Source organism: Rhizobium sp. MHM7A, assembly GCF_005862215.1.
Classification (GTDB): domain Bacteria; phylum Pseudomonadota; class Alphaproteobacteria; order Rhizobiales; family Rhizobiaceae; genus Rhizobium; species Rhizobium bangladeshense.
In genome coordinates this window covers 27,862-49,446 of sequence record NZ_VCHT01000008.1, presented here as the reverse complement: position 1 = coordinate 49,446, position 21,585 = coordinate 27,862, and the positions used below count along the sequence as shown (strand labels likewise).

Sequence of the window (21,585 nt, the reverse complement as noted above, 5' to 3'; positions counted from 1 at the left end):
CTCTCCGCCGCCTGCATTCCATCGCTTGGCCTCCGCTTCAAATCCGCTCAGCCTTTATTCAACGAAATGAATTGGCCTATTCACGGCGCTTAAGCTAGGCCGGATCAGAAGAAGAACAAAGATGGAAACACCCGATGTCGACCGATGCATCCGTTCCACTGGCCAAGAACGAAGATAGTCCGCGCGGTTTCGCCTTTGCGCTGACAGCCTATCTGCTCTGGGGCTTCCTGCCCTTCTACATGAAGGCGGTGGCACATATTCCGCCGGCCGAAGTCATTGCCCACCGCATCGTCTGGTCGCTGCCGCTGGCCGGGATCGTGTTAGTCCTGCTTGGGCGCACAGCGGATATCCGCGCAGCGCTGCGCTCGCCGCGCATGCTGGCAATGGGGGCGCTGACGGCGTTGCTGATTACCGTCAACTGGGGCACCTATGTCTGGGCGATCGGCGCCGGCCATGCGCTTGATGCAGCACTTGGCTATTTTATCAATCCGCTGTTCAGCATTTTTCTCGGCGCGGTGCTGCTCAAGGAAAGGCTGCAGCCGCTGCAGATCGCGGCGATCGCGCTTGCGGCACTTGCCGTCGCCATTCTCGCATTCGATAACGGCGGCATTCCATGGGTGGCGCTGACGCTGGCAGTCAGCTGGGGGTTCTATGCCCTGCTGCGCAAGACGCTGCCGCTAGGGCCCAACCAGGGCTTCTTCCTCGAAGTTCTGATCCTCAGCGGACCGGCCCTCGTCTACATCCTCTATCTCGAATACGGCAGCGGCCTGAGCCATTTCTACCGTACCGGTCTTGCCGATACGACGCTGCTGCTCGGCTGCGGTGTCGTCACCGCAGTGCCGCTGATGATCTATGCCAACGGCGCCAAGCTCCTGAAGCTCTCGACGATCGGCATCATGCAGTATATCGCGCCGACGATGATCTTCCTGATCGCCGTCTTCGCCTTTCAAGAGCCGCTCGGCACGGCGCGCATGATCGCCTTCCCACTGATCTGGGCGGGGCTGTTCCTCTATAGCTGGTCGATGCTTAAAGGAAGCCGCGGGCGCTAGAGCCCGCCTACATCTTGGAGATCACCTCGTCCTCGCCGTCGCGATCGCCGGCGAGCTGGGCTGCCTGCGTCATGATCGCCGGGATGATGCCGGTTACGTCGTCGACCACGAGCGGCTGCACCCGGTGGGCGGTATGGAGGAAGCCTTCTTCGGTCATATGCCGTATCAGCTCCATCATCGGATCCCAGAAACCGTTGATATTGGCAAAAACCATCGGCTTTTCATGACGGCCAAGCTGGGCCCAGGTCATGATCTCGACGATCTCTTCCAGCGTGCCGATGCCGCCGGGCAGCGCGACGAAGGCATCGGAACGCTCGAACATCGTATGTTTGCGCGCATGCATGTCAGGGGTTACAATGAGTTCGTTGAGCTGACCGAGCGAATGGCGAGTCGCTTCCATATCGATCAGAAATTCCGGGATGATACCCGTCACCTGACCGCCGCCTGAAAGCACCCCGCTCGCAACCGCGCCCATGATGCCTTTGGTACCTCCGCCATAGACGAGGCGCAGGCCGTACTCGGCGATCTCTCTTCCGAGAGCACGCCCGGCCGCCATGTGGGAAGGATCGCGTCCCGGCCTTGAGCCGCAGTAAACGCAGATGGATCGAATCGATACAGATTGTTCGGTCATAGGGCAAAACAACTATTCCATTTCAATGCAGTCAAGAAAATTGACTGAAAAGACGCATGCCCGGCTTGCCGAATTGCTTTGAATGCTTGTGAAAAGCATCGGAAATCGCTAGCAATTTCGGTTACTACGGCAAATTGCCGCCTTGGGAGACATAATGATGAAGAACCGTGCCGGCTTGCTGGCCCTTGCAGTGCTCGTAATCGCAATCCTACTGATGGTATTCGTCGTCATGCCGCGCATCGGCGGCGATGCATCCAAGGTCGGCGACGCCATCAACCAGGCGGGCACGGAGCTCAAGAACACGGTTAACGAAGCGGCAAAGACATCACGCACTGCGGTTGCCGACTCGACTGCGGTCGCTGATCAGGTCAAGCGCCTCTCGGCCGATGCCGGCGCGGCGCTCGGCGAGCTCAAGGCGCTGTTTGCCGACGGCAAAAGCCCGGCCATCGATGTCTTCACCGCCGCCAAGACCAAGACCGTCAATGCACTCACGGCACTTGTCGGCATCACCGTTCCCGAGGGTATCGATCCCGCGACCCGGGCCGCGGCCACCAAAGTTAAGGAAGGCGGCGCCAAGGCGCTCGCCATCGTGCAGTCGCTGCCGGAAAACATGGCGGATGCGGCTGCTGCGCTTGCCAAGGCCGAGGCCGCGCTGAACGGCGCGCCCGAACCGGTCACCGCAAATGCCGGCCCAAAGCTTCCCGCCTTCGACGTCCTGCGCGTCGAGCCAGATGGATCCACCGTCATCGCCGGCTCCGCCGAGCCGAACGGCAAGCTCGAAGTGCTCGACGGCGAAAAGGTGGTGACGACGGCCGATATCGGTCCGAGCGGTGACTTCGCCGCCGTCCTCGACAATCCGCTTCCAGCCGGGGACCACCAACTCGTACTCAAGGTGACTGGAAAGGATGGCAAGGTCGCGCTTTCGGAAGAAGTCGCCACCGTTTCTGTGCCGAAGGACGGCAATGCCGCCAATCTGCTCGCCATGGTCTCCAAGCCCGGCGCGGCGAGCCGCATCATCACTGCGCCGACCGGCGGGACCGAAGTCGCGGACGCCTCCAGTCCGATGGCGCCGCCTGCGGACAAGCCGGCAACCGGAGAAACCGCGACCGCTCCGGCTGCAACGGCTGCACCGATCGGTGAGCTGGCGCTGCAGACGCCCGGCCTGCCCAATGCTGCCGCCGGCGACACAGATGCGGCGCCGGCCGTTCCCGGTGCTGCCGAGACCGATAAGCCCACTGCGCCCGATGTGATGGTCAACGCCGTCGAGATCGAGGGCAACAAGATCTTCATTGCCGGCACGGCGCGCGCCAACGCCAAGGTACTCGGTTATGCCGACGACAACCTTATCGGCCAGGACACTGCCGGCCCCGACGGTCATTTTGTCATCGATGGCGTAGCGGCACTCTCGGTCGGCGACCACAAGATCCGAGTCGACGTCGTCGATCCGACGGGCAAGGTGATCGTGCGGGCCGCCGTGAACTTCAACCGCCCAGCGGGCGACCAGGTGCGGGTCGCCGCTCAAGCCGGCCCGGCCGATGCAAGCGGCGCTTCCTCGATGGTGGCGCTCGACGAGGGTGAACTCGGCAAGCTCAAAGCTGAAGCCGGCAAGGCGTTCGGCCAGTTGAAGGGGTTGTTTGCCGACGGCAAGCTGCCCGGCGCCGAACAGCTTGCGGCGGCTCGCTCGGCAACGGAATTTGCTCTACGCTCGGTCGCCGATTTCCGCCCGGCGGCGGATGCGTCGGACAGCTTCAAGCAGGCCTCCGGCTCCTCGTCGCAGACCGCCGCCCGGGCGCTGAAAGTGCTGCAGGATCTGCCGAAAGATGCAAAATCGGTTGGCGCTGGGCTCGACGGGCTGGGTGCGATCATGGGCGAACTGACCAACGCGCCCGCAGCGCCCGCACCGGCTGCAAACAATGTCGCCGGCGATCAGCCGAAGACGATCGAACAGGCGCCGCTGACGGCAAACAATGCAGCAGTCATCATTCGCCGCGGCGACACGCTGTGGCAAATCTCGCGCCGGACTTATGGCCTCGGCGTGCGCTATACGACGATCTACATCGCCAACGAGGACAAGATCATCGACCCGGATCGAATACGCCCCGGCCAGATTTTCGGCCTGCCGAAGGACGCGCTGCCGAACGCCGAGGAATTGCACCGCAAGCGGCTCTCCAAGCAGCACCTCTAAAACGCTGCATTCAGCGCATCGGCCCGAAGATCGGAATCCATTTTCGGAAAGCATTATGCATGGATTGGAATGTTGCGGGTCCTTTGCGTTCCGATAAGACGCATGGCGCTGCCATGCGACACGACGAAGCCGGGCGGAAGAAGCGCCCGGCTTCGCTTTTCCTCAACTCCGCATGTGTTGTATTCGTCGGGCCCACACCCTATCTGGCGGTGGCGGTTCGGGGAGTTGGACAGGCGCTTCAGGCGCGGACCTGCTCCACGCCTTGTCGGACATCGAATTGAAGCATCCGGACTGGAGATACGGCATGGCAAACGGCAAGACAGTCTCGGAATCACATTTACTGCAGACGCTTTTCAACCTCTGGCCCTATATGTGGCCGGCCGGGCGAACCGACCTCAAGATGCGTGTCGTCTGGGCGTCGGTCTATCTGCTGATCTCCAAGTTCGTCCTGCTACTTGTTCCCTATTTCTTCAAGTGGTCAACCGATGCGTTGAACGGCAAGATCGACCTTGTCGGCGCGGTACCGCCGCTCCTTGCCGGGGCCATCGCTCTTGTCATCGCCTATAACGTCACCCGGCTGATCCAGCTCGGGCTCAATCAACTGCGCGACGCGCTCTTTGCCAGTGTCGGGCAACATGCGGTGCGCCAACTCGCCTACAAGACATTCGTGCATATGCACGAGTTGTCGCTGCGCTTCCATCTGGAGCGCAAGACCGGCGGGCTGTCGCGCATCATCGAGCGCGGCACCAAGGGCATCGAGACCATCGTGCGTTTCACGATCCTCAATTCCGTTCCGACCGTCATCGAATTCCTGTTGACGGCGGTGATCTTCTGGTGGGGCTACGGCTTCTCCTATCTTGCCATCACCGCCTTTACCGTCTGGGCCTACATCTGGTTCACGATCCGCGCATCCGACTGGCGCATCGCCATTCGCCGGTCGATGAACGACAGCGACACCGACGCCAACACCAAGGCGATCGACTCCCTCCTCAATTTCGAGACCGTCAAATATTTCGGCAACGAGGAGATGGAGGCCAAACGCTTCGACAAATCCATGGAGCGCTACGAGAAGGCGGCGACAGATGTCTGGACGTCGCTCGGCTGGCTGAACTTCGGCCAAGGCGTCATTTTTGGCATCGGCACGACCATCATGCTGGTACTGTCGGCGCTGGCGGTGCAACGCGGTGAGCAGACGATCGGTGACTTCGTCTTCGTCAATTCGATGCTGCTGCAGCTTTCCGTACCGCTCAACTTCATCGGTTTCGTCTACCGCGAAATCCGCCAGGGCTTGACCGACATCGAGCAGATGTTCGACCTGCTCGAGGTGAAGGCCGAGGTTAAGGACGCGCCCGATGCCACAGAGCTCAGTATCGGCAAAGGTGCGATCTCCTTCAAGGACGTGCACTTCGCCTACGACCAGGCCCGTCCGATCCTCAAAGGCATTTCCTTCGACGTGCCGGCCGGCAAGACGGTCGCCGTCGTCGGGCCGTCGGGTGCCGGCAAATCGACGCTGTCGCGGCTGCTCTACCGTTTCTACGATATCCAGAGCGGCACGATCACCATCGACGGCCTGGATATCCGCACGGTGACGCAGAAGAGCCTGCGCTCGGTGATCGGGATGGTGCCGCAGGATACGGTGCTGTTCAACGACACTGTGGCCTACAATATCCGCTACGGCCGCACATCGGCGAGCGATAGCGAGGTGTTTGCAGCGGCTGAGGTGGCGCAGATCGCCCATTTCATCGAGGCGCTGCCAGAAGGCTTCGATACCAAGGTCGGCGAGCGCGGGCTCAAGCTTTCCGGCGGCGAGAAGCAGCGTGTGGCGATCGCCCGCACCATCCTGAAGGCACCGCCGATCCTGATCCTCGACGAGGCGACATCAGCCCTCGACACGACCACGGAACGAGAAATCCAGACAGCCCTCGACGTGGTCTCGAAGAACCGGACGACCTTGGTTATCGCCCACCGGCTTTCTACCGTCATCGGCGCCGACGAGATCATCGTGCTCAAAAGCGGCGAGATCGCCGAGCGCGGCACGCATGCCGCCCTGCTTGAAAGGAACGGCCTCTACGCCTCGATGTGGAATCGTCAGCGCGAGGCGACACAGGCCGAGGAGCATTTGAAGCAGGTGCGCGAAAGCGACGAGATGGGCGTGGTCACGCGGCTTGCCCCGGCAGGCTGAAGCGGGAGGCGGTAGCGTTTCCCCTTGAAGCACGATGGCAACTATGCGCCAAAGCGCGGCCATAGGCCGCCCCCAATTCTGTGACATCGCAGAAATTGAGAAAGCAAGTGTCGCTTTAATCAAAATTTGCGGCAAGGCTTATAGGCTGATCGTGTCTTCCCGAACCTTCAGAATACGGTCTATAAGACCCCATTCAAGCGCTTCCTCCGCCGTCATAAAGCGGTCGCGATCCATTCCGCGCTCAAAATCTTCGTAGGAACGTCCGCAATGCTCCGCGTAGAGCCGCGTCATGCGCTGCTTGGTCTTTAAAATTTCCTCGGCATGAATCAGCATGTCGGAAGCCTGACCTTGAAAGCCGCCGGAGGGCTGGTGGATGAGGATGCTGGCATTGGGCAATGCGGCTCTTTCGCCGGGTTCGCCTGCCATCAGCAGGAACGATCCCATTGAACGGGCCGTCCCCATGCAAAGTGTATGAACCGGCGCATGGATGAAGCGCATGGTGTCGTACATGGCTAGGCCGCTGGTCACGACGCCGCCCGGCGAATTGATATAGAGGTTGATCGGCTTGTTGGGGTTCTCCGCTTCCAGAAACAGCAGTTGCGCGCAGACGAGCGCCGAAACGGTATCGTTGACCTCGCCATTGAGGAAGATAATCCGCTCGCGCAGAAGCCGGGAATAGATATCAAAGGATCGCTCCCCGCGGCTGGACTGTTCTATGACCATAGGGACGAGTTGCATCGCTTCGCGCATCGGCGACCTCCAGACTTTCAGAATTTAAGGGGAAGGCTTGCCGTGTCAGGCGGCGAGCATGAGGAGCGGGCTGTTGCTGTTGGCCGGCGCTCTTGCCATTCCATCGAATCTTGCGTCCGTCAGTTCGTGGACGATCCGAAGGCAGGTGCCGCCAGTGGCATTCGGGGTGATCGTGAACGTCACGGTGCTTTCAACGAAAGGCGGGTTTTCGTCACGCAGTTTGTAGCGAACTTCCTGGCCGGGGGTGACGGTGATCGCATCGGGATCAGCCAATGCTTCTTTCGGCAACCACCTTTCCCGAAGTTCGGGAATGGTGACGGCGCGCCAGACCTTTTGCGGTGGATCGCCCAAGTCAAACTCCAACTCGACGCCGCTATCCTGCTCCTTGGTCTTCCCTTCGTTCATTGATCCATGTCCTTCAGCAAGACTTTGAGTGCTGCGATACGCTCCGGCCAATAGGCGCGGTATTTTGCGAGCCACTGGGCGATGAGAGCCAACCCATCGGGGTTGACTTCGTAATTCACGAAACGACCCTGTCGTTGTTCCCTCACGAGCTTTGCACTTCGCAGAACTGCGAGGTGTTGCGACATCGCCGGCTGGCTAATCTCCATGCCCTCGCGCAGGGCACTAGCGTTCATGCTCCCTGCCGCCAGTTTCTCAAAGATCGCACGGCGGGTCGGGTCTGCCAAAGCTCGGAAAAAGTCATTCTCAACCATGCGGACACATAAGCACACACTTATGCGATTCGCAAGCTATTTCGAGGAAGCTTTCTGCTGCTGCGGAAATCCCGGGTTCAACGACTGACCTCAGCCATCAAAAAAATGAGAGGAATTCTTGTCGCAAAATCCGTGTGCGAGCGACCGAGTTCTGCAATCGTCTGATGTCCGCATCAGGCCCACGGCGGTTAAAAGGTCAAAGTGGGGTCAAAACGTTAGCGATTCCACATTTACGCTGGTGACTGGGTAGCGTCACCGGCTTTTGTTGTTCAGAACCGTGACGTCGGAACCAGGGCCAGAGCCGCGGCATTGCTCAAGAGCTGGTTTTTCGCTAACCAGCAAAAAACGAAAAGCAAGGAGACCGGCAGCCATGAGCCTGTTCAACACGGTTCGCAACACGATCGTGCCCGTGCACAAGGAGGGTTATCCCTTCGTCGCCGCCTTCTTCGTCGCGTCGCTGGTCCTTGGCTGGATCTTCGAGCCGCTCTTCTGGATCGGTATGATCTTTACGCTCTGGTGCGCCTATTTCTTCCGTGATCCCGAGCGGGTGACCCCGCAGGACGACGATCTCGTGATCTCTCCGGCCGACGGCAGGGTCTCGGCGATCCAGATGGTGACCCCGCCGGCGGAGCTCGACCTCGGCTCGGAGCCGATGCTGCGCATCTCGGTCTTCATGAACGTCTTCAACTGCCATGTGAACCGGGCGCCGATGCGCGGGCGCATCGTCAGCATAAACTACCGCTCCGGCAGCTTCGTCAACGCCGAGCTCGACAAGGCCAGCGAAGACAACGAGCGCAACGGACTGGTGATCGAAACCCGGCACGGCCAGATCGGTGTCGTACAGATTGCCGGCCTGGTGGCGCGGCGTATCCTCTGCTGGGCAAACACCAACGAGCCGCTGGACGCCGGCGAACGCTTCGGACTGATCCGTTTCGGCTCGCGACTCGACGTGTTCCTGCCCGCCGGCGCGGCACCACGCGTCTCGCTCGGCCAGACGGCGATTGCCGGGGAGACGGTCATCGCCGAATTCGCCTCGGCCAAGGGCCCCGTCATCAGCCGCCGCAGCTAAAGCATGGAACCACCGCGCCTTTGGCGAAGTTGCTCTAGGAACGATTGGAAGTGACATGGAAACACCCTTTCCGCCTTTCGAGCCAAACGGGCCGGATGATTCAGCCCGCGGTCCGCGCCTGCGCGAGATCCCCTTCCGCCTCGTCTTTCCAAACCTCATCACCATTCTGGCGATCTGCGCGGGGTTGACCGGCATCCGGCTCGCTTTCGAGAACCGTTACGAGCTCGCGGTCGCTATGGTGCTGCTCGCTGCATTCCTCGACGGGATTGACGGGCGCGTGGCGCGGCTGATGAAGGCGACCTCGAAATTCGGCGGGCAGATGGATTCGCTTGCCGATATCGTCAATTTCGGCGTCGCGCCCGCGCTCGTCGTATATGTTTTTGCTCTCGATCAGGCTCGTTCGCTCGGCTGGATCGCCGCCTTGATCTATGCGATCGCCGCGGGGCTTCGCCTTGCCCGCTTCAATGTGATGGCCGAACGCGAAAACAAGGCCAGCTGGCAATCGGAATATTTCGTCGGCGTGCCGGCGCCTGCCGGCGCCATGCTGGTGCTGCTGCCGGTCTATCTCGGCTTCCTCGGTCTGGCGACGGACCGCACCTTCGCCTACCTCTCTTCAATCTATACCGTCGCCATTGCCTTCCTGCTAATCAGCCGGCTACCGGTTTGGTCGGGCAAATCAGAAGGCAACAAGCTGCGGCGCGATCTTGTGCTGCCGATGATGCTCGGCGTCGTGCTCTATGTGGCTCTGCTGATGAGCTACACTTGGGAGGTCATGGTCTTTACCGTTGCCGCCTATCTCGTATCGCTTCCCTTCGGGGCGCGGAAGTGGCAGCGGAAATATGGAACCCTGACGATCGAGGAACCTGGCGTCGGCGACGACGATATCGGCCGGCACATCTGACATTCGCGCATTCCGGATCCTAACTGGCCGGAAATGCTTCTCTCTCCCTGCTCTCACCTGTAGCCGGATGAACGCTGCGCGTTTGCCCGGGCAAACCGCTCTGCGGTTTTTTCGGAACAGCTCCCTTCAGTAAGTATTAACCAACGTAGGCTTCAGTTAAGCCTCGCGAATTATGGTGGGCGTTCATAAATCCTGATAGGCGACGCCGCCGTTTTGTCGCTATTTCCGACCAAACAGCAAAAATTCACAATACCCAGGGAAGCAACACGCAAGGAGAGTATCGTGACTTCGAAGAAGAACAGTACGGGCGAACCGCAGACGGTCAAGCCAGACCTCGCCGCCAACTATCGCCCGGTCGGCTTGAAGGCCGTTGCCGCGGCATCGCTGATGGCAAAGAACAAGCCGGACAGTGTCAAGAAATCCGCTTGAGGCGCCGAACTTCGAACAGCAGTCGTCCGTGCTTCACGTTCCGGCTTTCGGCATCGCCGATGAGCCGACCAGGCCGCCGTGCCGGAAGTGGCCTATATCATTCAGAAAAAGCTCAGCTGGCCAATGTCCGGCCTTTGTTTTTCGGGCGCCGGAAGCGTTCTTTCGCTGACGACCGGCTCCTGCAGGTCCGGTCCCATATTGGCAACCTTGTTGACCTTGTCTGAAACCGGTATGGCCTCGAAGAAATCGCCCTGAGGAGACTGCATCAGGTCGTCCACCTCGCGCGGCTCCTGCGTCTTGCAATCGAGCCAGCGCGAGAAGTCCTCGGGCTTGATGACGACTGGCATGCGGTCGTGGATCGCGGAGATACCCGCACTGGCTGAGGTCGTCAGGATCGCACCGGTGTCGACCTCTGAGCCATCGGCCGAGGACCATGTCTCCATCAGCCCGGCGAAGGCGACGACACCGCCCCGGCGCGGCCTGATCCAATAGGCCTGCGGTTTCCCGCCGCTCTCCTTGGATGGGCGATGCCATTCATAAAAACCTGAGGCCGGAATGAGCACGCGGCGATGACGCATCGCCGCCCGAAACGAGGCCTTGCCGATCGCGGTCTCGGCGCGCGCATTGATAAGCAGCGGGAAATCCCTCGGATCCTTGACCCAGCCAGGCGTAAAGCCCCAGCGCACGAGCACGGCGCGGCGGTCGGGCAGGTTGCTGCCCCGCTCCCTGCCCTCGCCTGCGATGACGACGAGGATCGGCTGCGTCGGGGCAATGTTGTAGCGCGCCGGAAAATCGTCGAAATCGACACCGGAGAAGATGTTGCGCAGGTCGGCGCTGGAACTTGTCAGGGCGAAACGTCCACACATCGGCCTGTCTTTGCACCCGGCCTGAGTCCGGTCAAGGCGCACCACACGCTTTTGCGTCGCGTGTTCAGCCGCGCGGCGGAAAGAGGATGACGCTTGCCCCGGCAAGGCAGATCAATCCGCCACTGATATCATAACGATCGGGAACGCGGCCTTCGACCAGCCACAGCCAGGAGAGCGAAGCGATGATATAGATGCCGCCATAGGCTGCGAAGGTTCGGCCCGCGGCCTCGCTCGGCACCAGCGTCAGAAGCCACGCGAAAAGCGCGAGCGAGGTCATCCCGGGCACCAGCCACCAGATAGGCTTATCGAGCTTCAGCCAGGCCCAGAAGGCGAAGCAGCCGGCGATCTCGAAAACGGCGGCAAAGGCGTAAATGATATAGGTCACGCAAAGCCCTTTCGCATAAGCTGGCTCCTTGTTGCACAAATGTCGTTATCGCGGGAACCGCTGCGCAGCTTTTTCGGCTTGTCTCGGGAGCTATCCCACACGAAAATTGAGGCGGCCCACAGCCACGGCTGCGGTAATCAGCCCGCCGGATCCAATAGGCAGTCACAACAAGAGCAGCAGCGATATGAGCTCCACCGCCAAAGCCGCCTCCTCCGCCATTCTCGAACGTGACGGGCGATTCCTTCTCGTGTTGCGACGCAACCCGCCCTCCGCCGATATGTATGCCTTTCCCGGCGGGCGCGCCGAGCCGGGCGAAACGCCGGAGCAGACGGCACTGCGGGAGTTTCGCGAAGAAACCGGCATCTCGGCGCATAATCCGCGGCTGTTTTCGACCTATGACCTCAAGACGCATGGGCCGGATGGCAGTATCAAGAACCATTTCTTCCTGTCGGTCTTTCGCGTCGACGCCGACCGGGAAATGGTGGCGGAAGCCGCCGACGATGCCGCGGCGCTTGGCTGGTATACGGTAGAGGAAATCCGGCGGCTGCCTGTGCCGCAAAGCGTGCTTGAATGCGCGGAACAGCTGGCGGGCGGTGAATAGAAGTGGAAACTTTGACGCGCGCCTTGTTGCCGTCACGCTCAACGTATCAACTGAAAGCCATGATTCCCGTTCGACGCGTTGTCCTGTCCTTGCTCGTGCTTGCCGGCCCCACCATGGCTCAGGGCAAGAATACGCCGCCTCCGCAGGAGGAGATTGCGCCGCCGGTCGCGACCGTGCCCTATGACGACAAGCTGGCGCGGCTCGCCGAAGTGCTGGGTTCGGTGCATTATCTGAGAACGCTCTGCAAGGCACCGGGCGGTGATGAGTGGCGAGAAGGCATGAAGCAACTGCTCGATTCGGAGGCAGGCAACGAACCGCAGCGCAAGGAAAGGCTGACCGCCGCTTTCAATCGCGGCTATCGCGCCTTCGCCTCTGTCTATACGGATTGCACCCCTGCGGCCATCGTGGCAGAAGAGCGCTACCGTAACGAAGGTGCAACACTCGCCACAGAAATTACCTCGCGCTTTGGAAATTGACGTTTAATTAACCTGTTTTCGCATGCGGACGTGTCGTTTTGGGAAAAGGCTGTTAGTGTTATTAACGGTGCAGTAAGACATGAGAAGTTCTGAGGAAAAGACAATGGAAGCAAGCCTCAACGACATCGACGACATGATCGTCCACGAAAAGATGCAGGCGGCTCTGGAGTACCAGAACGAGGCTTGGGCCGACGGCATGGCCGACGGGATCGAGCCTGAGATCATCGCTGATGCCGCCATCGCGCATGCCCTGCGCGAAACCATCAGATTGCACGGGGAAAACAGCGCCGAAGCTCTGCTCGATTCGCTGCGCGACCGTATGCTTGCCGGCGAATTCTCCGCCAACCGCACCCTGCAGTAATTACTATCAGAGAGTTCGATGCGCATCGGTAAAGAGAAAGTTTCGCGAATTCGGCTCGCGCCGGTGCTGCTTGCGTTCAGCCTAGCGGCCGGCAGCGTTTTCCTCGTGCCCTCCGCCTACGCGCTTTCGGAACTCCACAAGATCCCCGGCCAAGCTGCCGGCGAGGCGCCCCCACAGGGAAACGCTCAGGGGCAGAACCAGCCCCAGGGCACGACTCCCGGCGTTCCCATGGCCGATCCGCTGGTCAATAGCCAGAACGGTCAGGGCGTCGACAAGACTCCGGGAGCCCAGGACGCATCCAAGCCGGTCGAGGTGATTTACGACATCAGCAAGGCGCCCGAGCCGGTACGCAAAATGCGCCAGCAGATCGTTGAGGCCGCCGCCTCCGGCGATCTCGAACGTTTGCGGCCCCTGATCGGCACCGGCTCAGACCAGACGCAGGTGACGGTGGGCGAGGCGACCGACGATCCTATCAGCACCCTGAAGGATCTTTCCGGCGATCCCGATGGGAACGAAATTCTCGCCATAATGCTCGACATCATGTCGACCGGTTTCGTCCATGTCGGCCAGGGCACAGCCGAAGACATGTATGTCTGGCCCTATTTTGCCGAGAAGGACCTGAAGTCGCTGACGCCGCCGGAGCGAGTCGAGCTGCTGCGCATCGTGACCGCCGGCGACCTTGCCGACATGCAGGAATTCGGTGGATATAATTTCTACCGCCTCGGCATTACACCAGACGGCAAATGGAAGTTCTTTACCGCGGGCGACTGACCGCCTCGCTGCACCTTCCGCATATCGCATGACGCTTGCGATCTACCTCACGAAGTCATACCTCTGAGCGACGACCAACGCGACAGGTTCCGCCATGCCAGCCGTATTCCTCAAAGACCGCTCCTTGCTCTCCGTCGGCGGTGCGGACGCCCAATCCTTCCTGCAGAACCTGATCACAACCGATATCATTTCGCTTGGCCCCGACGAGGCGCGCCCGGGAGCACTGCTGACGCCGCAGGGCAAGATCCTGTTCGACTTCATGGTCTGGCCGGACGGAGACGGCTACCTCATCGAAACCGACGCCGGTGAGCGAGACGGGTTGGCGAAGCGACTTGCGATGTACAAGCTGCGGGCCGCCGTCGTGCTTGCGCCCCTCGCTGAGAATGGCATTACCGTTTGCTGGGGCGAGGATGCCGACCGCATCGGGGGTGCCCGAGATAGCCGCTTCGCCAAGGCGGGCGTCACGCTGAGCCGCCGGTCAGGAAAGTACGGCGATGACGCGCCATCGCTCTACGATGCGCTGCGCATCCGCCATGGTATCGTCACGTCTGGATCGGACTTCGCCCTGCAGGACGCCTTCCCGCATGACGTGCTGATGGATCTGAACGGCGGCCTCTCCTTCAAGAAAGGCTGTTATGTCGGCCAGGAGGTCGTCTCGCGCATGCAGCACCGCGGCACCGCCCGCCGGCGCGTCGTCACGGTATCCGCCGCGACGGCCTTGCCTGACGCCGGCACGGAGATCACAGCCGCCGGAAAGGTTGTGGGGGCACTCGGCTCGGTTGAGGGTGACAGCGGGCTTGCAATCGTGCGAATCGACCGTGCCGGTGCTGCGATTGCGGAAGGCACGCCGCTGCTGGCCGGCCAAACGCCGGTTTCTCTTGCCCTTCCCGAATGGTCCGGCCTTGTCTTCCCCACCAGCGCGGACGAGGCCAGCGCGTGACGGCCAAAGCTCCGCGAGCCTGGCAACGCATGCTGTCCGGGCGCAGGCTCGACCTGCTCGACCCCTCGCCGCTCGATGTCGAACTCGTCGATATCGCCCATGGGCTCGCGCGTGTGGCCCGCTGGAACGGCCAGACATCAGGCGATCACGCTTTTTCGGTAGCGCAGCACAGCCTCGTCGTCGAAGATATTTTCCGCCGTTTTAACGATGCGCGGCCGGAGGAATGTCTGATGGCGCTGCTCCATGACGCGCCTGAATATGTGATCGGCGACATGATCTCGCCGTTCAAATCGGTGGTCGGCGGCGGCTATAAGGCCGTGGAAATGCGGCTGGAGGCCGCCGTGCACCTGCGCTTCGGCCTCCCGCCTCACCCATCGCGCGATCTCAAGGACCGGATCAAGAAGGCCGATACGATCGCCGCCTATTTCGAAGCGACGGTACTTGCCGGCTTCACGCCGGCCGAGGCGCAGAAATTCTTCGGCCAGCCGCGCGGCATCAGCAAGGAGATGCTGATGATCGAGCCTTTGCCGGCACTGGAAGCACAGCGGTTGTTCTGCGAGCGCTTTGCAGCGATCGAGGCCGAGCGAGGAATGGTGTTGTGAGTTTTATCGTCGTCTCGCCGCTCTCACGTATTGCCGAAATGGCTGTGCGCCACAAGGCGCGCGACATGATCAGCCTGATTGCCAAAGACCAGGCCTTTCACCGGCCAAGTGTGATCGCGCCCGACCGCCATCTGAAGCTTTCCATGAACGATATTGCATTCAAGGGCACAGGCAGTCTCCTGGCGCCCGACGAAACACATGTGCAGGCGATCATCGAATTTGCCGCATCATGGCGGAAGGAGACGCCGCTGCTCATCCATTGCTGGATGGGCGTATCGCGATCGCCGGCCGCCGCACTCATCGCCGCACTGTCGATCGCGCCGGATCAGGACGAGGAAGGGCTTGCCCGTCGGTTACGCGCCGCTTCACCTTTCGCAACGCCGAATGCCCGGCTGATCGAGATCGGCGACACATCGCTCGGCCGCGGCGGCCGATTGGTTGCGGCCGTACGGGCAATCGGCCGTGGCGCCGATGCCGACGGCAATGCGCCCTTCCTGCTTGCAATAGGGGACGCCGTCTGCGGTTGACGCTGCCGCCGACCGCTCCATCTTGGCCTCGACCACGCACAACCTGAAGGCCTGATCATGGAACAACAAGCAGCCGACGTCTTCCTCGCCACCCGCACGGCACTCAGCCAGGCAAGCGCGCTTGCAGTCCAATATTCCTTCTCCATCCTCGGGGCTTTGATCCTGCTCGTCATCGGCTGGACGCTGGCAGGCTTTATCAGCCGCTGGGCCTATGAGGGATTGTCGCGCATCCATGGCATTGACGAGACCCTGGCTCGCTTCTTCACCAATGTGGTGCGCTATGCACTGCTGATCCTGGTGTTCATCACTGTGCTCGGCCAGTTCGGCGTCCAGACCGCCTCGATCATCGCCGCTCTTGGTGCAGCCGGCTTGGCCATCGGGCTGGCGCTGCAAGGGACGCTGCAGAATATCGCGGCCGGCATCATGCTCTTGATCCTCAGGCCGTTCCGCGTCGGCGAGTATATCGAGACCAGCAGCGTAAGCGGCACGGTGCGCGAGATTGGGTTGTTTGCAACGGAACTCAGAACCGGTGACGGCCTCTACCGGCTGGCACCGAATTCGACGCTCTGGAACACGCCGATTACCAACTTCAGCCGCGAACCTACGCGGCAGAACGACCTGAAAATCAGCATTTCGCGTGAGGATGACCTCGATCTGGCGATGGAGACGTTGGTGGGCATTGCCAAAGGCAACCAGAGGGTGCTGTCATCACCCGCACCCAGCGTTTTCATCGAGAGCCTCGGTGACAGCACGATATCGCTAACGCTGCGCTATTGGGCAAAGACTGGTGATTGGTGGCAGGTCAGCCGCGACATGGTGAAGCGGGTAAAACTTGCTTTCGACGAAAAGAGCGACCCGGTCCCTATGCGGGACGCTTCAAATTCCGCGCCGGGAACAAGGTCCAACGGCACTGCGACGGCCGAAAAATCGACACGGCAGTGAAACATTGCAGCGTCTGGGGCGGTCCTCGACCTATTGGACCACGCCGCAGGCAAGTCTTTCCCCGGCGTCACCGGAAGGCTGGCTGCGATAATCATCCGAATTGGCGTGAACCATTAGGGCGCGGCCGCGAATGCCATCTTTCTTGCCGTCGAGCGTAACCATGCCGTCGAAGATCTGGGCTCTGAGCACGCCGTCTTGTCCGACATATTGATTGGGCATGTCTCCGGCATGCGGCCCCTTGGCGGCAAGGACGCCATGCTCTGTCGAGCCTGGGTTGAAATGGCCGCCTGCCGATTCGTGATGGGTCGCCGCATCGCAGCGGCCGGTTTCATGAACGTGAAAGGCCACCCATCTATTCGCCGGCAGCCCCGATATCTCCACTTCGATCAGGACGCCGCCACTGGCGGCGGCCGTCAATTGGGCGCGGCCATTTTCCTTGCCGTCCTCGCCGACGAAATTGGCGACCGCCGTCTGCTTGTCCTGAGCGCTAGCCGGCAAGGCAATCGCCAGCAGGCTCAGGGCGGCGATGATGCGCTTGGCTTTCATGGAGATCTCCTTCCGTCCGGTTGTCCTTCTGAACGTATCAGTCCGGAAGGTGTTCCTCTGCGGACCATCCAACGAAAAAAGCCGGCCAACCGCCGGCTTGCAGATCACGTGCATCGAGACGTCAGGCGGCTTCGAAATCAAACTGGCCGTAGGTGTTGCGGTATAGATCGTCGGATTGACTGCCGCTCGTGGGCGCAGCCTGCTGCAACGGATAGGGTACGGCGATACTGCTTGTCGTGCTGCTGTCGTGCGTATCCATCATCAGCGCAATCAGGCTGCCGGAAAATCTGGGCTGCGCCTCGCTGCCTACGTCTTCTTCCAGAAGTTCCTTGATGATGCCCGGTTTCTCATCGGCGGCACGTTCGCCGCGGCTCAGCACGCCATCGCCGTTTAAATCGAGCCGCGAAAGCGTCGCGAGATAGGCATATGAAGTGTCTGAAACGGATGTGGTGCGGGTCATACAAACCTCCATTCACCGCCTTTTGCCGGTGGTGTTTGTACGCAATACGAGGTGGGAAAGAACTGTTGACTCGGTGGTTAAACTGATTTGCGCGGTGCGTCAATAAGTTGTTAACTTCTCATTAACAATGGTTGACCGAAATTACCGCAGCGCACTCGGACCAGCTATCCATCGTTGCCCGGCCCGTTATCTCAGTCATTTTCAATATAGAAAACAACCGTCTGACGACGTGCACCTCTGCTGCACTGCAACCGAATATTAATCCGCCCGCTCCAAAATAGTGTCATCAGGCGTTGCCTCGTAAATATTGATCTCAATGGTTTTTCTCAGAAAGGTTTTCATGTCTGACATTTTGAGGCACGTCCCTCAGACGCGGGCGGCTTTTCCCATGGCGAGCCAAGATGTTTCCCATGAAGGCTGAAGCGCTCTTCTGGCGGCAATGCACAGAGGCTGTCATGGCCGATGGATCAATTGACGCGCAGCGTCTGATGGAGCTGGTGATCGCGACCTATCGCAGCCATGAAAGCGATAATGAGGCAATCGAGAGAAGCGCAGAAGCCCTTCTAAGGGAAAATCAGACACTGAGAGGGAACCTGTCGGCCCTCAGTCAGGCGTTCGACGGACAGAAGAAACTTTTCGAGATTGTTCTGAACAACCTGCCGCTCGGTCTCAGCGTCTTCGACGCCAGCCAGCGGCTGACGCTTTACAACGTCCGCTTCCCTCAACTCTTCGGCCTGACGCCGGAAGATATCGCTGCGGGCGCGACGATCGCCGAACTCATCGGCAAAATGCGCGGCAAGGAAAGCAATGCCTCCAGATCCGTCCGGCAGACAGCACGTCCTTCCCTAGCCAAGGCGGGAAGCAGCAGCATCCGCCGGCGCGAATGGCTGATGCATGATGGCCGCATCGTTCAAAGCGTCGTCACCATCCTCTCCGACGGCAGCAGCATCGCCATCCATGCCGATATCACCGAGGATCGAAAGGCGGCCGAGCGCATCACCTATCTCGCCCATCACGATCCCCTGACCGATCTTCCCAATCGAATGTATTTCCGCGAGCAGATCGATGCGGCGCTCGCCGAGCGCAAGCCGCACGAGCAGATAGCCCTCGTCCATCTCAATCTCGACCGGTTCAAATCGATCAACAACACGATCGGCGTTTCGGTCGGCGACAAGATCCTGCAACAGGTCGCGGACCGGATCCGGGTCTCGGCCGGCCCAGAAAACACGCTAGCGCGCCTTGGCTCGGACGAGTTCGCCATCCTGCAGACGGGTAGGCAGCAGCCGTGGAACGCGGCGGCGCTGGCCGAGCAGATCCGCCGCCAGCTTTCGGAGCCATTCCTGAACGGCGAAAAACAGGTGGAGCTCAGCGTCTCCATGGGTATTGCAATCGCTCCGGAGAACGGCGAGGAAACCGATATTCTTCTGAAAAATGCAGGCGTGGCGCTGTCGCATGCCAAGGCGGACGGGCGCAAGCGCGAGCGCTTCTTCACCGGCGAGATGGAAGCGCAGATGCAGTTGCGCCATGCGCTGGAGGCAGATCTTCGAGCCGCCGTCGAGAACGAGGAGTTCGAACTGCATTACCAGCCGCTCTACGATCTTGCCGAGCGGCGGATCTGCGGTTTCGAAGCATTGCTCCGCTGGAACCATCCGGTCCGAGGCCGCGTGCCGCCGATGGATTTCATTCCGCTTGCCGAGGAGGTCGGACTCGTCGTCGATATCGGGCGCTGGGTTTTGCGCCAGGCCTGCAGGGATGCTGCCCAGTGGCCGGAGAGCATCAAGGTCGCGGTCAACGTTTCGGCGATCCAGTTCCGCAGCAGCGATCTGACACAGGACGTCAGCCAAGCGCTTGCCGCCGCCGCGCTGTCGCCTTCGCGGCTCGAACTCGAAATCACCGAGAGCGTCTTGATGGAGAACCTCAACGAGGTGCTGCCGATCCTGCATGCGCTGAAGGAGCGCGGCATCCGCATCTCGATGGACGATTTCGGTACCGGATATTCCTCGCTGAGCTATCTCTCGAGCTTTCCCTTCGACAAGATCAAGATCGACAAATCCTTCGTCAACGACATCGTCGACAACAAGGAAGCGCATGCGATCATGCGCGCAATCATCCTGCTCGGCGACGCGCTCGGCATGCGCGTCACCGTCGAAGGCGTCGAGACGGCCGCCCAGCTGACGTTGCTCGAATGCGAGGAATGCGACGAGATCCAGGGATATCACATCAGCCCACCGCGTCCGGTCCGTGACGTGCCCCACCTTCTCTCCCTGCCGCCGAAGGGTAACGGCGCAACAGCGTTTCCGGCGTTCCAGCACTAAAGCGCTCGCGATCTTTCAGATGCGCTCGCCACGCTTTAGGCCTTTGATTTTTCGCATGCCGTCATCGCAAAACCGCTGCACACTTTTGCGCGACATGCTCCAACACCGCCTCGATTGCGACTCGCCCGCCAAGCCGTTACAACCGGCTTCGAGATCCGCAGATCCTCGCAGCCGCGTCGCTTTCCGAAAGCTGGCTTCGCTTTCGGCTGGTGCTCTATCGACAATTTTTTCCAACAAGAGGTGGCGCAATGTTCGAGGCCGAAGCCTTCTCCCCTCATGAAACGCTCGCAGCGGCGTTGATCGCACACGCGGCAGAGGGCGACGACGGTTCGCACGATCTTGCCCATATCCTGCGCGTCTTCAGGAACGCCATGCGGATCCACGCGGGAGAAGGCGGAGATGGGCGGGTCCTTGCCGCCGCCGTGCTGCTGCACGACTGCGTCGCCGTCGAAAAGAATTCCCCCTTGCGGGCAAAAGCGTCGGCCTTGGCGGCAGAAAAGGCATCGGCGATTCTAACCGAACTCGGCTGGAGCAACGCCGATATCGAGGCCGCGGCCCACGCCATCACCGCCCATAGTTTCTCCGCCGGAGTGGCGCCGCAGACGCTCGAGGCGAAGATCCTGCAGGACGCCGACCGGCTGGACGCGATCGGTATGATCGGGGTCGCACGCTGCTTTTATATCGGCGGACGAATGGGTTCAGGTCTCTACGACCCGCTCGACCCTGCCGCCAAGAACCGTTCGCTCGACGACAAGCGTTATGCCATTGACCACTTCCAGACAAAGCTGTTCAAGCTGGCGGAAGGATTCCAGACCGAGACCGGCCGCCGGATTGCGGCCGCGCGCGACAAGAGCCTGCGCGATTTCCTCTCGGCCTTCATGGACGAGATCTAGAGCATGTCGCGCAAAAGTGTGCAGCGGATTTGCGATAACGACATGCGTAACAACAAGGGCTTAAAGCGCGCCAAGCGAATCTGAAAGATCGCGATGCGCTTCAGGAAACGATATCCGGGAGAACGGCATGCATATCAGCGACCTCTTCATCTACCCGCTCAAGAGCGCCCGCGGCATTGCTTTGCCTGCCGCCGAGATCGACGCCTATGGGCTTGCCGGCGACCGGCGGGCGATGATCACCGACCCGCAGGGTTACTTCATCACCCAGCGCGAACTGCCGGATCTCGCGCGCATCGAGATCCGACCGGAAACCGGCACCTTTCGTCTGCTGATGGAAGGAAAGCCCGAACTGTCGGTGCCCCCGCCTCGGCCAGAGAGCCGTATGGATGTGACCGTATGGAAATCGACCGTCTGTGCTGCCGTCGCCGACCCCCACAGCAACGGGCAGCTTTCCGAATGGCTTGGCCGCGAGGTGCGGCTGGTCTTCTTCGACGGGCAGGCACGGCGGACGGCGAATGCCGAATGGGCCGGCGAAGGCACGCCGGTCACCTTTACCGACGGCTACCAGATCCTGGTAACGACGACGGGTTCGTTGAAGGCGCTGAATGCCGATCTCACCGCGCATGGCGAAGGTAGCGTCGGCATGGAAAGATTCCGTCCGAACATCGTCATCGACACCGAAGAGGCCTGGCCGGAGGACCACTGGGCGGCGATCGAAATCGCCGGCGTCCGTTTTGATCTCGTTAAACCCTGCTCCCGCTGCATCATGACGACGCAGGACCAGCTCACCGGTTCCCGCGAGGGGCCGAACCCAATGCCGGCCATGGGCCGCATCCGCATGTCTGCCGATCGGCGTGTGCCCGGGCCGCTCTTCGGCTGGAACGTCACGCCGCGCGGCAGCGGACGGATCACAATAGGTGACACCGTCAAGATTCTTGAAGAGCGGCCGGAAGGCTGGGCACTGAAGGTTCGCGCGCGGGCCTGACCG

At 60.8% G+C, this 21,585-nt stretch carries 25 protein-coding genes; 17 read left to right on the top strand and 8 right to left on the bottom strand.

Translation table 11 applies throughout. From position 1 onward, the window contains the following. Nucleotides 1-134 precede the first annotated feature (134 nt). On the top strand, nucleotides 135-1,049 hold the full coding sequence (rarD, locus tag FFR93_RS23960) for an EamA family transporter RarD (protein WP_138395028.1): 915 nt from the start codon (nucleotides 135-137) through the stop codon (nucleotides 1,047-1,049). 7 nt (nucleotides 1,050-1,056) lie between these two features. On the opposite strand, the gene FFR93_RS23955 is transcribed toward rarD, so the two are convergent. Next, nucleotides 1,057-1,680 (bottom strand): TIGR00730 family Rossman fold protein, encoded by a 624-nt coding sequence (locus FFR93_RS23955; RefSeq protein WP_082928028.1) that lies wholly within the window; start codon nucleotides 1,678-1,680, stop codon nucleotides 1,057-1,059. 154 nt (nucleotides 1,681-1,834) lie between these two features. Between FFR93_RS23955 and FFR93_RS23950 the strand changes: the two genes are divergently transcribed. Both FFR93_RS23950 and FFR93_RS23945 read left to right on the top strand, forming a co-directional pair. Then, nucleotides 1,835-3,865, top strand: coding sequence for a LysM peptidoglycan-binding domain-containing protein (locus tag FFR93_RS23950; protein WP_138395027.1), 2,031 nt, complete (start codon nucleotides 1,835-1,837; stop codon nucleotides 3,863-3,865). A gap of 304 nt (nucleotides 3,866-4,169) precedes the next feature. Beyond that, entirely contained in the window at nucleotides 4,170-6,047 is a 1,878-nt protein-coding gene (locus FFR93_RS23945) for an ABC transporter ATP-binding protein/permease (RefSeq protein WP_138395026.1), read from the top strand. A 138-nt stretch (nucleotides 6,048-6,185) separates the two neighbouring features. Here the strand turns inward: FFR93_RS23945 and FFR93_RS23940 are convergent, their stop codons facing one another. From FFR93_RS23940 to FFR93_RS23930, 3 genes are read right to left on the bottom strand one after another with little or no spacing between them, the layout of a single operon-like run. Beyond that, nucleotides 6,186-6,797 carry an ATP-dependent Clp protease proteolytic subunit gene (locus FFR93_RS23940; RefSeq protein WP_064711140.1) on the bottom strand — a complete coding sequence of 204 codons (612 nt, stop codon included), beginning with the start codon at nucleotides 6,795-6,797 and terminating at the stop codon, nucleotides 6,186-6,188. A 45-nt stretch (nucleotides 6,798-6,842) separates the two neighbouring features. Beyond that, complete coding sequence (locus tag FFR93_RS23935; protein ID WP_138395025.1) at nucleotides 6,843-7,202, bottom strand: SRPBCC domain-containing protein; 360 nt, start codon at nucleotides 7,200-7,202, stop codon at nucleotides 6,843-6,845. Continuing rightward, nucleotides 7,199-7,513, bottom strand: coding sequence for a metalloregulator ArsR/SmtB family transcription factor (locus FFR93_RS23930; protein ID WP_064706777.1), 315 nt, complete (start codon nucleotides 7,511-7,513; stop codon nucleotides 7,199-7,201). The genes FFR93_RS23935 and FFR93_RS23930 overlap by 4 nt, the downstream gene beginning before the upstream one ends. Before the next feature lie 277 nt (nucleotides 7,514-7,790). On the opposite strand from FFR93_RS23930, the gene FFR93_RS23925 reads away from it, so the two are divergent. The 3 genes from FFR93_RS23925 (at nucleotide 7,791) to FFR93_RS41005 (ending at nucleotide 9,912) form a co-directional block, all read left to right on the top strand. Further along, on the top strand, nucleotides 7,791-8,582 hold the full coding sequence (locus tag FFR93_RS23925) for a phosphatidylserine decarboxylase (RefSeq protein WP_280950617.1): 792 nt from the start codon (nucleotides 7,791-7,793) through the stop codon (nucleotides 8,580-8,582). A 55-nt stretch (nucleotides 8,583-8,637) separates the two neighbouring features. Continuing rightward, entirely contained in the window at nucleotides 8,638-9,483 is an 846-nt protein-coding gene (pssA, locus tag FFR93_RS23920; RefSeq protein WP_138395024.1) for a CDP-diacylglycerol--serine O-phosphatidyltransferase, read from the top strand. Between the two features lie 282 nt (nucleotides 9,484-9,765). After that, nucleotides 9,766-9,912, top strand: a complete 147-nt coding sequence (locus tag FFR93_RS41005) for a hypothetical protein (protein ID WP_167358955.1) — start codon at nucleotides 9,766-9,768, stop codon at nucleotides 9,910-9,912. A 101-nt stretch (nucleotides 9,913-10,013) separates the two neighbouring features. Here the strand turns inward: FFR93_RS41005 and FFR93_RS23915 are convergent, their stop codons facing one another. Both FFR93_RS23915 and FFR93_RS23910 read right to left on the bottom strand, forming a co-directional pair. Then, nucleotides 10,014-10,778: an SOS response-associated peptidase gene (locus FFR93_RS23915; RefSeq protein WP_138395023.1), complete on the bottom strand. Its 765-nt coding sequence runs from the start codon at nucleotides 10,776-10,778 to the stop codon at nucleotides 10,014-10,016. Between the two features lie 64 nt (nucleotides 10,779-10,842). Beyond that, on the bottom strand, nucleotides 10,843-11,163 hold the full coding sequence (locus tag FFR93_RS23910) for a YnfA family protein (protein ID WP_064707061.1): 321 nt from the start codon (nucleotides 11,161-11,163) through the stop codon (nucleotides 10,843-10,845). Between the two features lie 184 nt (nucleotides 11,164-11,347). Between FFR93_RS23910 and FFR93_RS23905 the strand changes: the two genes are divergently transcribed. The 8 genes from FFR93_RS23905 (at nucleotide 11,348) to FFR93_RS23870 (ending at nucleotide 16,383) form a co-directional block, all read left to right on the top strand. Then, nucleotides 11,348-11,764 (top strand): NUDIX domain-containing protein, encoded by a 417-nt coding sequence (locus FFR93_RS23905; protein ID WP_064711138.1) that lies wholly within the window; start codon nucleotides 11,348-11,350, stop codon nucleotides 11,762-11,764. Between the two features lie 59 nt (nucleotides 11,765-11,823). Further along, nucleotides 11,824-12,240 carry a TIGR02301 family protein gene (locus tag FFR93_RS23900; RefSeq protein WP_138395165.1) on the top strand — a complete coding sequence of 139 codons (417 nt, stop codon included), beginning with the start codon at nucleotides 11,824-11,826 and terminating at the stop codon, nucleotides 12,238-12,240. Between the two features lie 103 nt (nucleotides 12,241-12,343). Then, the gene (locus tag FFR93_RS23895) at nucleotides 12,344-12,601 is read left to right on the top strand and encodes a hypothetical protein (RefSeq protein WP_020920882.1); all 258 of its coding nucleotides are present in this window, start codon (nucleotides 12,344-12,346) and stop codon (nucleotides 12,599-12,601) included. 18 nt (nucleotides 12,602-12,619) lie between these two features. Further along, nucleotides 12,620-13,372, top strand: coding sequence for a hypothetical protein (locus FFR93_RS23890; protein WP_138395022.1), 753 nt, complete (start codon nucleotides 12,620-12,622; stop codon nucleotides 13,370-13,372). Between the two features lie 94 nt (nucleotides 13,373-13,466). After that, complete coding sequence (locus FFR93_RS23885) at nucleotides 13,467-14,312, top strand: folate-binding protein YgfZ (protein WP_064706770.1); 846 nt, start codon at nucleotides 13,467-13,469, stop codon at nucleotides 14,310-14,312. 29 nt (nucleotides 14,313-14,341) lie between these two features. After that, entirely contained in the window at nucleotides 14,342-14,914 is a 573-nt protein-coding gene (locus tag FFR93_RS23880; RefSeq protein WP_138395164.1) for an HD family hydrolase, read from the top strand. Then, on the top strand, nucleotides 14,911-15,441 hold the full coding sequence (locus tag FFR93_RS23875) for a tyrosine phosphatase family protein (protein WP_138395021.1): 531 nt from the start codon (nucleotides 14,911-14,913) through the stop codon (nucleotides 15,439-15,441). Before FFR93_RS23880 ends, FFR93_RS23875 begins: the two co-directional genes overlap by 4 nt. 57 nt (nucleotides 15,442-15,498) lie before the next feature. After that, nucleotides 15,499-16,383, top strand: a complete 885-nt coding sequence (locus FFR93_RS23870) for a mechanosensitive ion channel domain-containing protein (protein WP_138395020.1) — start codon at nucleotides 15,499-15,501, stop codon at nucleotides 16,381-16,383. Nucleotides 16,384-16,413: 30 nt separating this feature from the next. Here the strand turns inward: FFR93_RS23870 and FFR93_RS23865 are convergent, their stop codons facing one another. Beyond that, the gene (locus tag FFR93_RS23865) at nucleotides 16,414-16,929 is read right to left on the bottom strand and encodes a superoxide dismutase family protein (RefSeq protein ID WP_064711135.1); all 516 of its coding nucleotides are present in this window, start codon (nucleotides 16,927-16,929) and stop codon (nucleotides 16,414-16,416) included. Nucleotides 16,930-17,050: 121 nt separating this feature from the next. Then, nucleotides 17,051-17,389, bottom strand: coding sequence for a hypothetical protein (locus FFR93_RS23855; RefSeq protein ID WP_064706766.1), 339 nt, complete (start codon nucleotides 17,387-17,389; stop codon nucleotides 17,051-17,053). Nucleotides 17,390-17,799: 410 nt separating this feature from the next. Between FFR93_RS23855 and FFR93_RS23850 the strand changes: the two genes are divergently transcribed. The 3 genes from FFR93_RS23850 (at nucleotide 17,800) to FFR93_RS23835 (ending at nucleotide 21,582) form a co-directional block, all read left to right on the top strand. Then, complete coding sequence (locus tag FFR93_RS23850) at nucleotides 17,800-19,704, top strand: EAL domain-containing protein (RefSeq protein WP_138395018.1); 1,905 nt, start codon at nucleotides 17,800-17,802, stop codon at nucleotides 19,702-19,704. A gap of 248 nt (nucleotides 19,705-19,952) precedes the next feature. Next, nucleotides 19,953-20,597 carry an HD domain-containing protein gene (locus FFR93_RS23840; protein WP_138395016.1) on the top strand — a complete coding sequence of 215 codons (645 nt, stop codon included), beginning with the start codon at nucleotides 19,953-19,955 and terminating at the stop codon, nucleotides 20,595-20,597. A 127-nt stretch (nucleotides 20,598-20,724) separates the two neighbouring features. Next, nucleotides 20,725-21,582 carry an MOSC domain-containing protein gene (locus FFR93_RS23835; protein ID WP_138395015.1) on the top strand — a complete coding sequence of 286 codons (858 nt, stop codon included), beginning with the start codon at nucleotides 20,725-20,727 and terminating at the stop codon, nucleotides 21,580-21,582. The last annotated feature ends 3 nt before the right edge of the window (nucleotides 21,583-21,585 follow it).

What these genes read in the sequence shown, in the direction of transcription:
- FFR93_RS23915 (WP_138395023.1), bottom strand. Translation starts at nt 10,778, where the DNA reads ATGTGTGGACGTTTCGCCCTGACAAGTTCCAGCGCCGACCTGCGCAAC.
- FFR93_RS23935 (WP_138395025.1), bottom strand. Translation starts at nt 7,202, where the DNA reads ATGAACGAAGGGAAGACCAAGGAGCAGGATAGCGGCGTCGAGTTGGAG.
- FFR93_RS23950 (WP_138395027.1), top strand. Translation starts at nt 1,835, where the DNA reads ATGATGAAGAACCGTGCCGGCTTGCTGGCCCTTGCAGTGCTCGTAATC.
- FFR93_RS23890 (WP_138395022.1), top strand. Translation starts at nt 12,620, where the DNA reads ATGCGCATCGGTAAAGAGAAAGTTTCGCGAATTCGGCTCGCGCCGGTG.
- FFR93_RS23895 (WP_020920882.1), top strand. Translation starts at nt 12,344, where the DNA reads ATGGAAGCAAGCCTCAACGACATCGACGACATGATCGTCCACGAAAAG.
- FFR93_RS23865 (WP_064711135.1), bottom strand. Translation starts at nt 16,929, where the DNA reads ATGAAAGCCAAGCGCATCATCGCCGCCCTGAGCCTGCTGGCGATTGCC.
- FFR93_RS23855 (WP_064706766.1), bottom strand. Translation starts at nt 17,389, where the DNA reads ATGACCCGCACCACATCCGTTTCAGACACTTCATATGCCTATCTCGCG.
- FFR93_RS23835 (WP_138395015.1), top strand. Translation starts at nt 20,725, where the DNA reads ATGCATATCAGCGACCTCTTCATCTACCCGCTCAAGAGCGCCCGCGGC.
- FFR93_RS23940 (WP_064711140.1), bottom strand. Translation starts at nt 6,797, where the DNA reads ATGCGCGAAGCGATGCAACTCGTCCCTATGGTCATAGAACAGTCCAGC.
- FFR93_RS23880 (WP_138395164.1), top strand. Translation starts at nt 14,342, where the DNA reads ATGCTGTCCGGGCGCAGGCTCGACCTGCTCGACCCCTCGCCGCTCGAT.
- FFR93_RS23905 (WP_064711138.1), top strand. Translation starts at nt 11,348, where the DNA reads ATGAGCTCCACCGCCAAAGCCGCCTCCTCCGCCATTCTCGAACGTGAC.
- pssA (WP_138395024.1), top strand. Translation starts at nt 8,638, where the DNA reads ATGGAAACACCCTTTCCGCCTTTCGAGCCAAACGGGCCGGATGATTCA.
- FFR93_RS23955 (WP_082928028.1), bottom strand. Translation starts at nt 1,680, where the DNA reads ATGACCGAACAATCTGTATCGATTCGATCCATCTGCGTTTACTGCGGC.
- FFR93_RS23930 (WP_064706777.1), bottom strand. Translation starts at nt 7,513, where the DNA reads ATGGTTGAGAATGACTTTTTCCGAGCTTTGGCAGACCCGACCCGCCGT.
- FFR93_RS23900 (WP_138395165.1), top strand. Translation starts at nt 11,824, where the DNA reads ATGATTCCCGTTCGACGCGTTGTCCTGTCCTTGCTCGTGCTTGCCGGC.
- FFR93_RS23885 (WP_064706770.1), top strand. Translation starts at nt 13,467, where the DNA reads ATGCCAGCCGTATTCCTCAAAGACCGCTCCTTGCTCTCCGTCGGCGGT.
- FFR93_RS23945 (WP_138395026.1), top strand. Translation starts at nt 4,170, where the DNA reads ATGGCAAACGGCAAGACAGTCTCGGAATCACATTTACTGCAGACGCTT.
- FFR93_RS23840 (WP_138395016.1), top strand. Translation starts at nt 19,953, where the DNA reads ATGTTCGAGGCCGAAGCCTTCTCCCCTCATGAAACGCTCGCAGCGGCG.
- FFR93_RS23870 (WP_138395020.1), top strand. Translation starts at nt 15,499, where the DNA reads ATGGAACAACAAGCAGCCGACGTCTTCCTCGCCACCCGCACGGCACTC.
- rarD (WP_138395028.1), top strand. Translation starts at nt 135, where the DNA reads ATGTCGACCGATGCATCCGTTCCACTGGCCAAGAACGAAGATAGTCCG.
- FFR93_RS23850 (WP_138395018.1), top strand. Translation starts at nt 17,800, where the DNA reads ATGAAGGCTGAAGCGCTCTTCTGGCGGCAATGCACAGAGGCTGTCATG.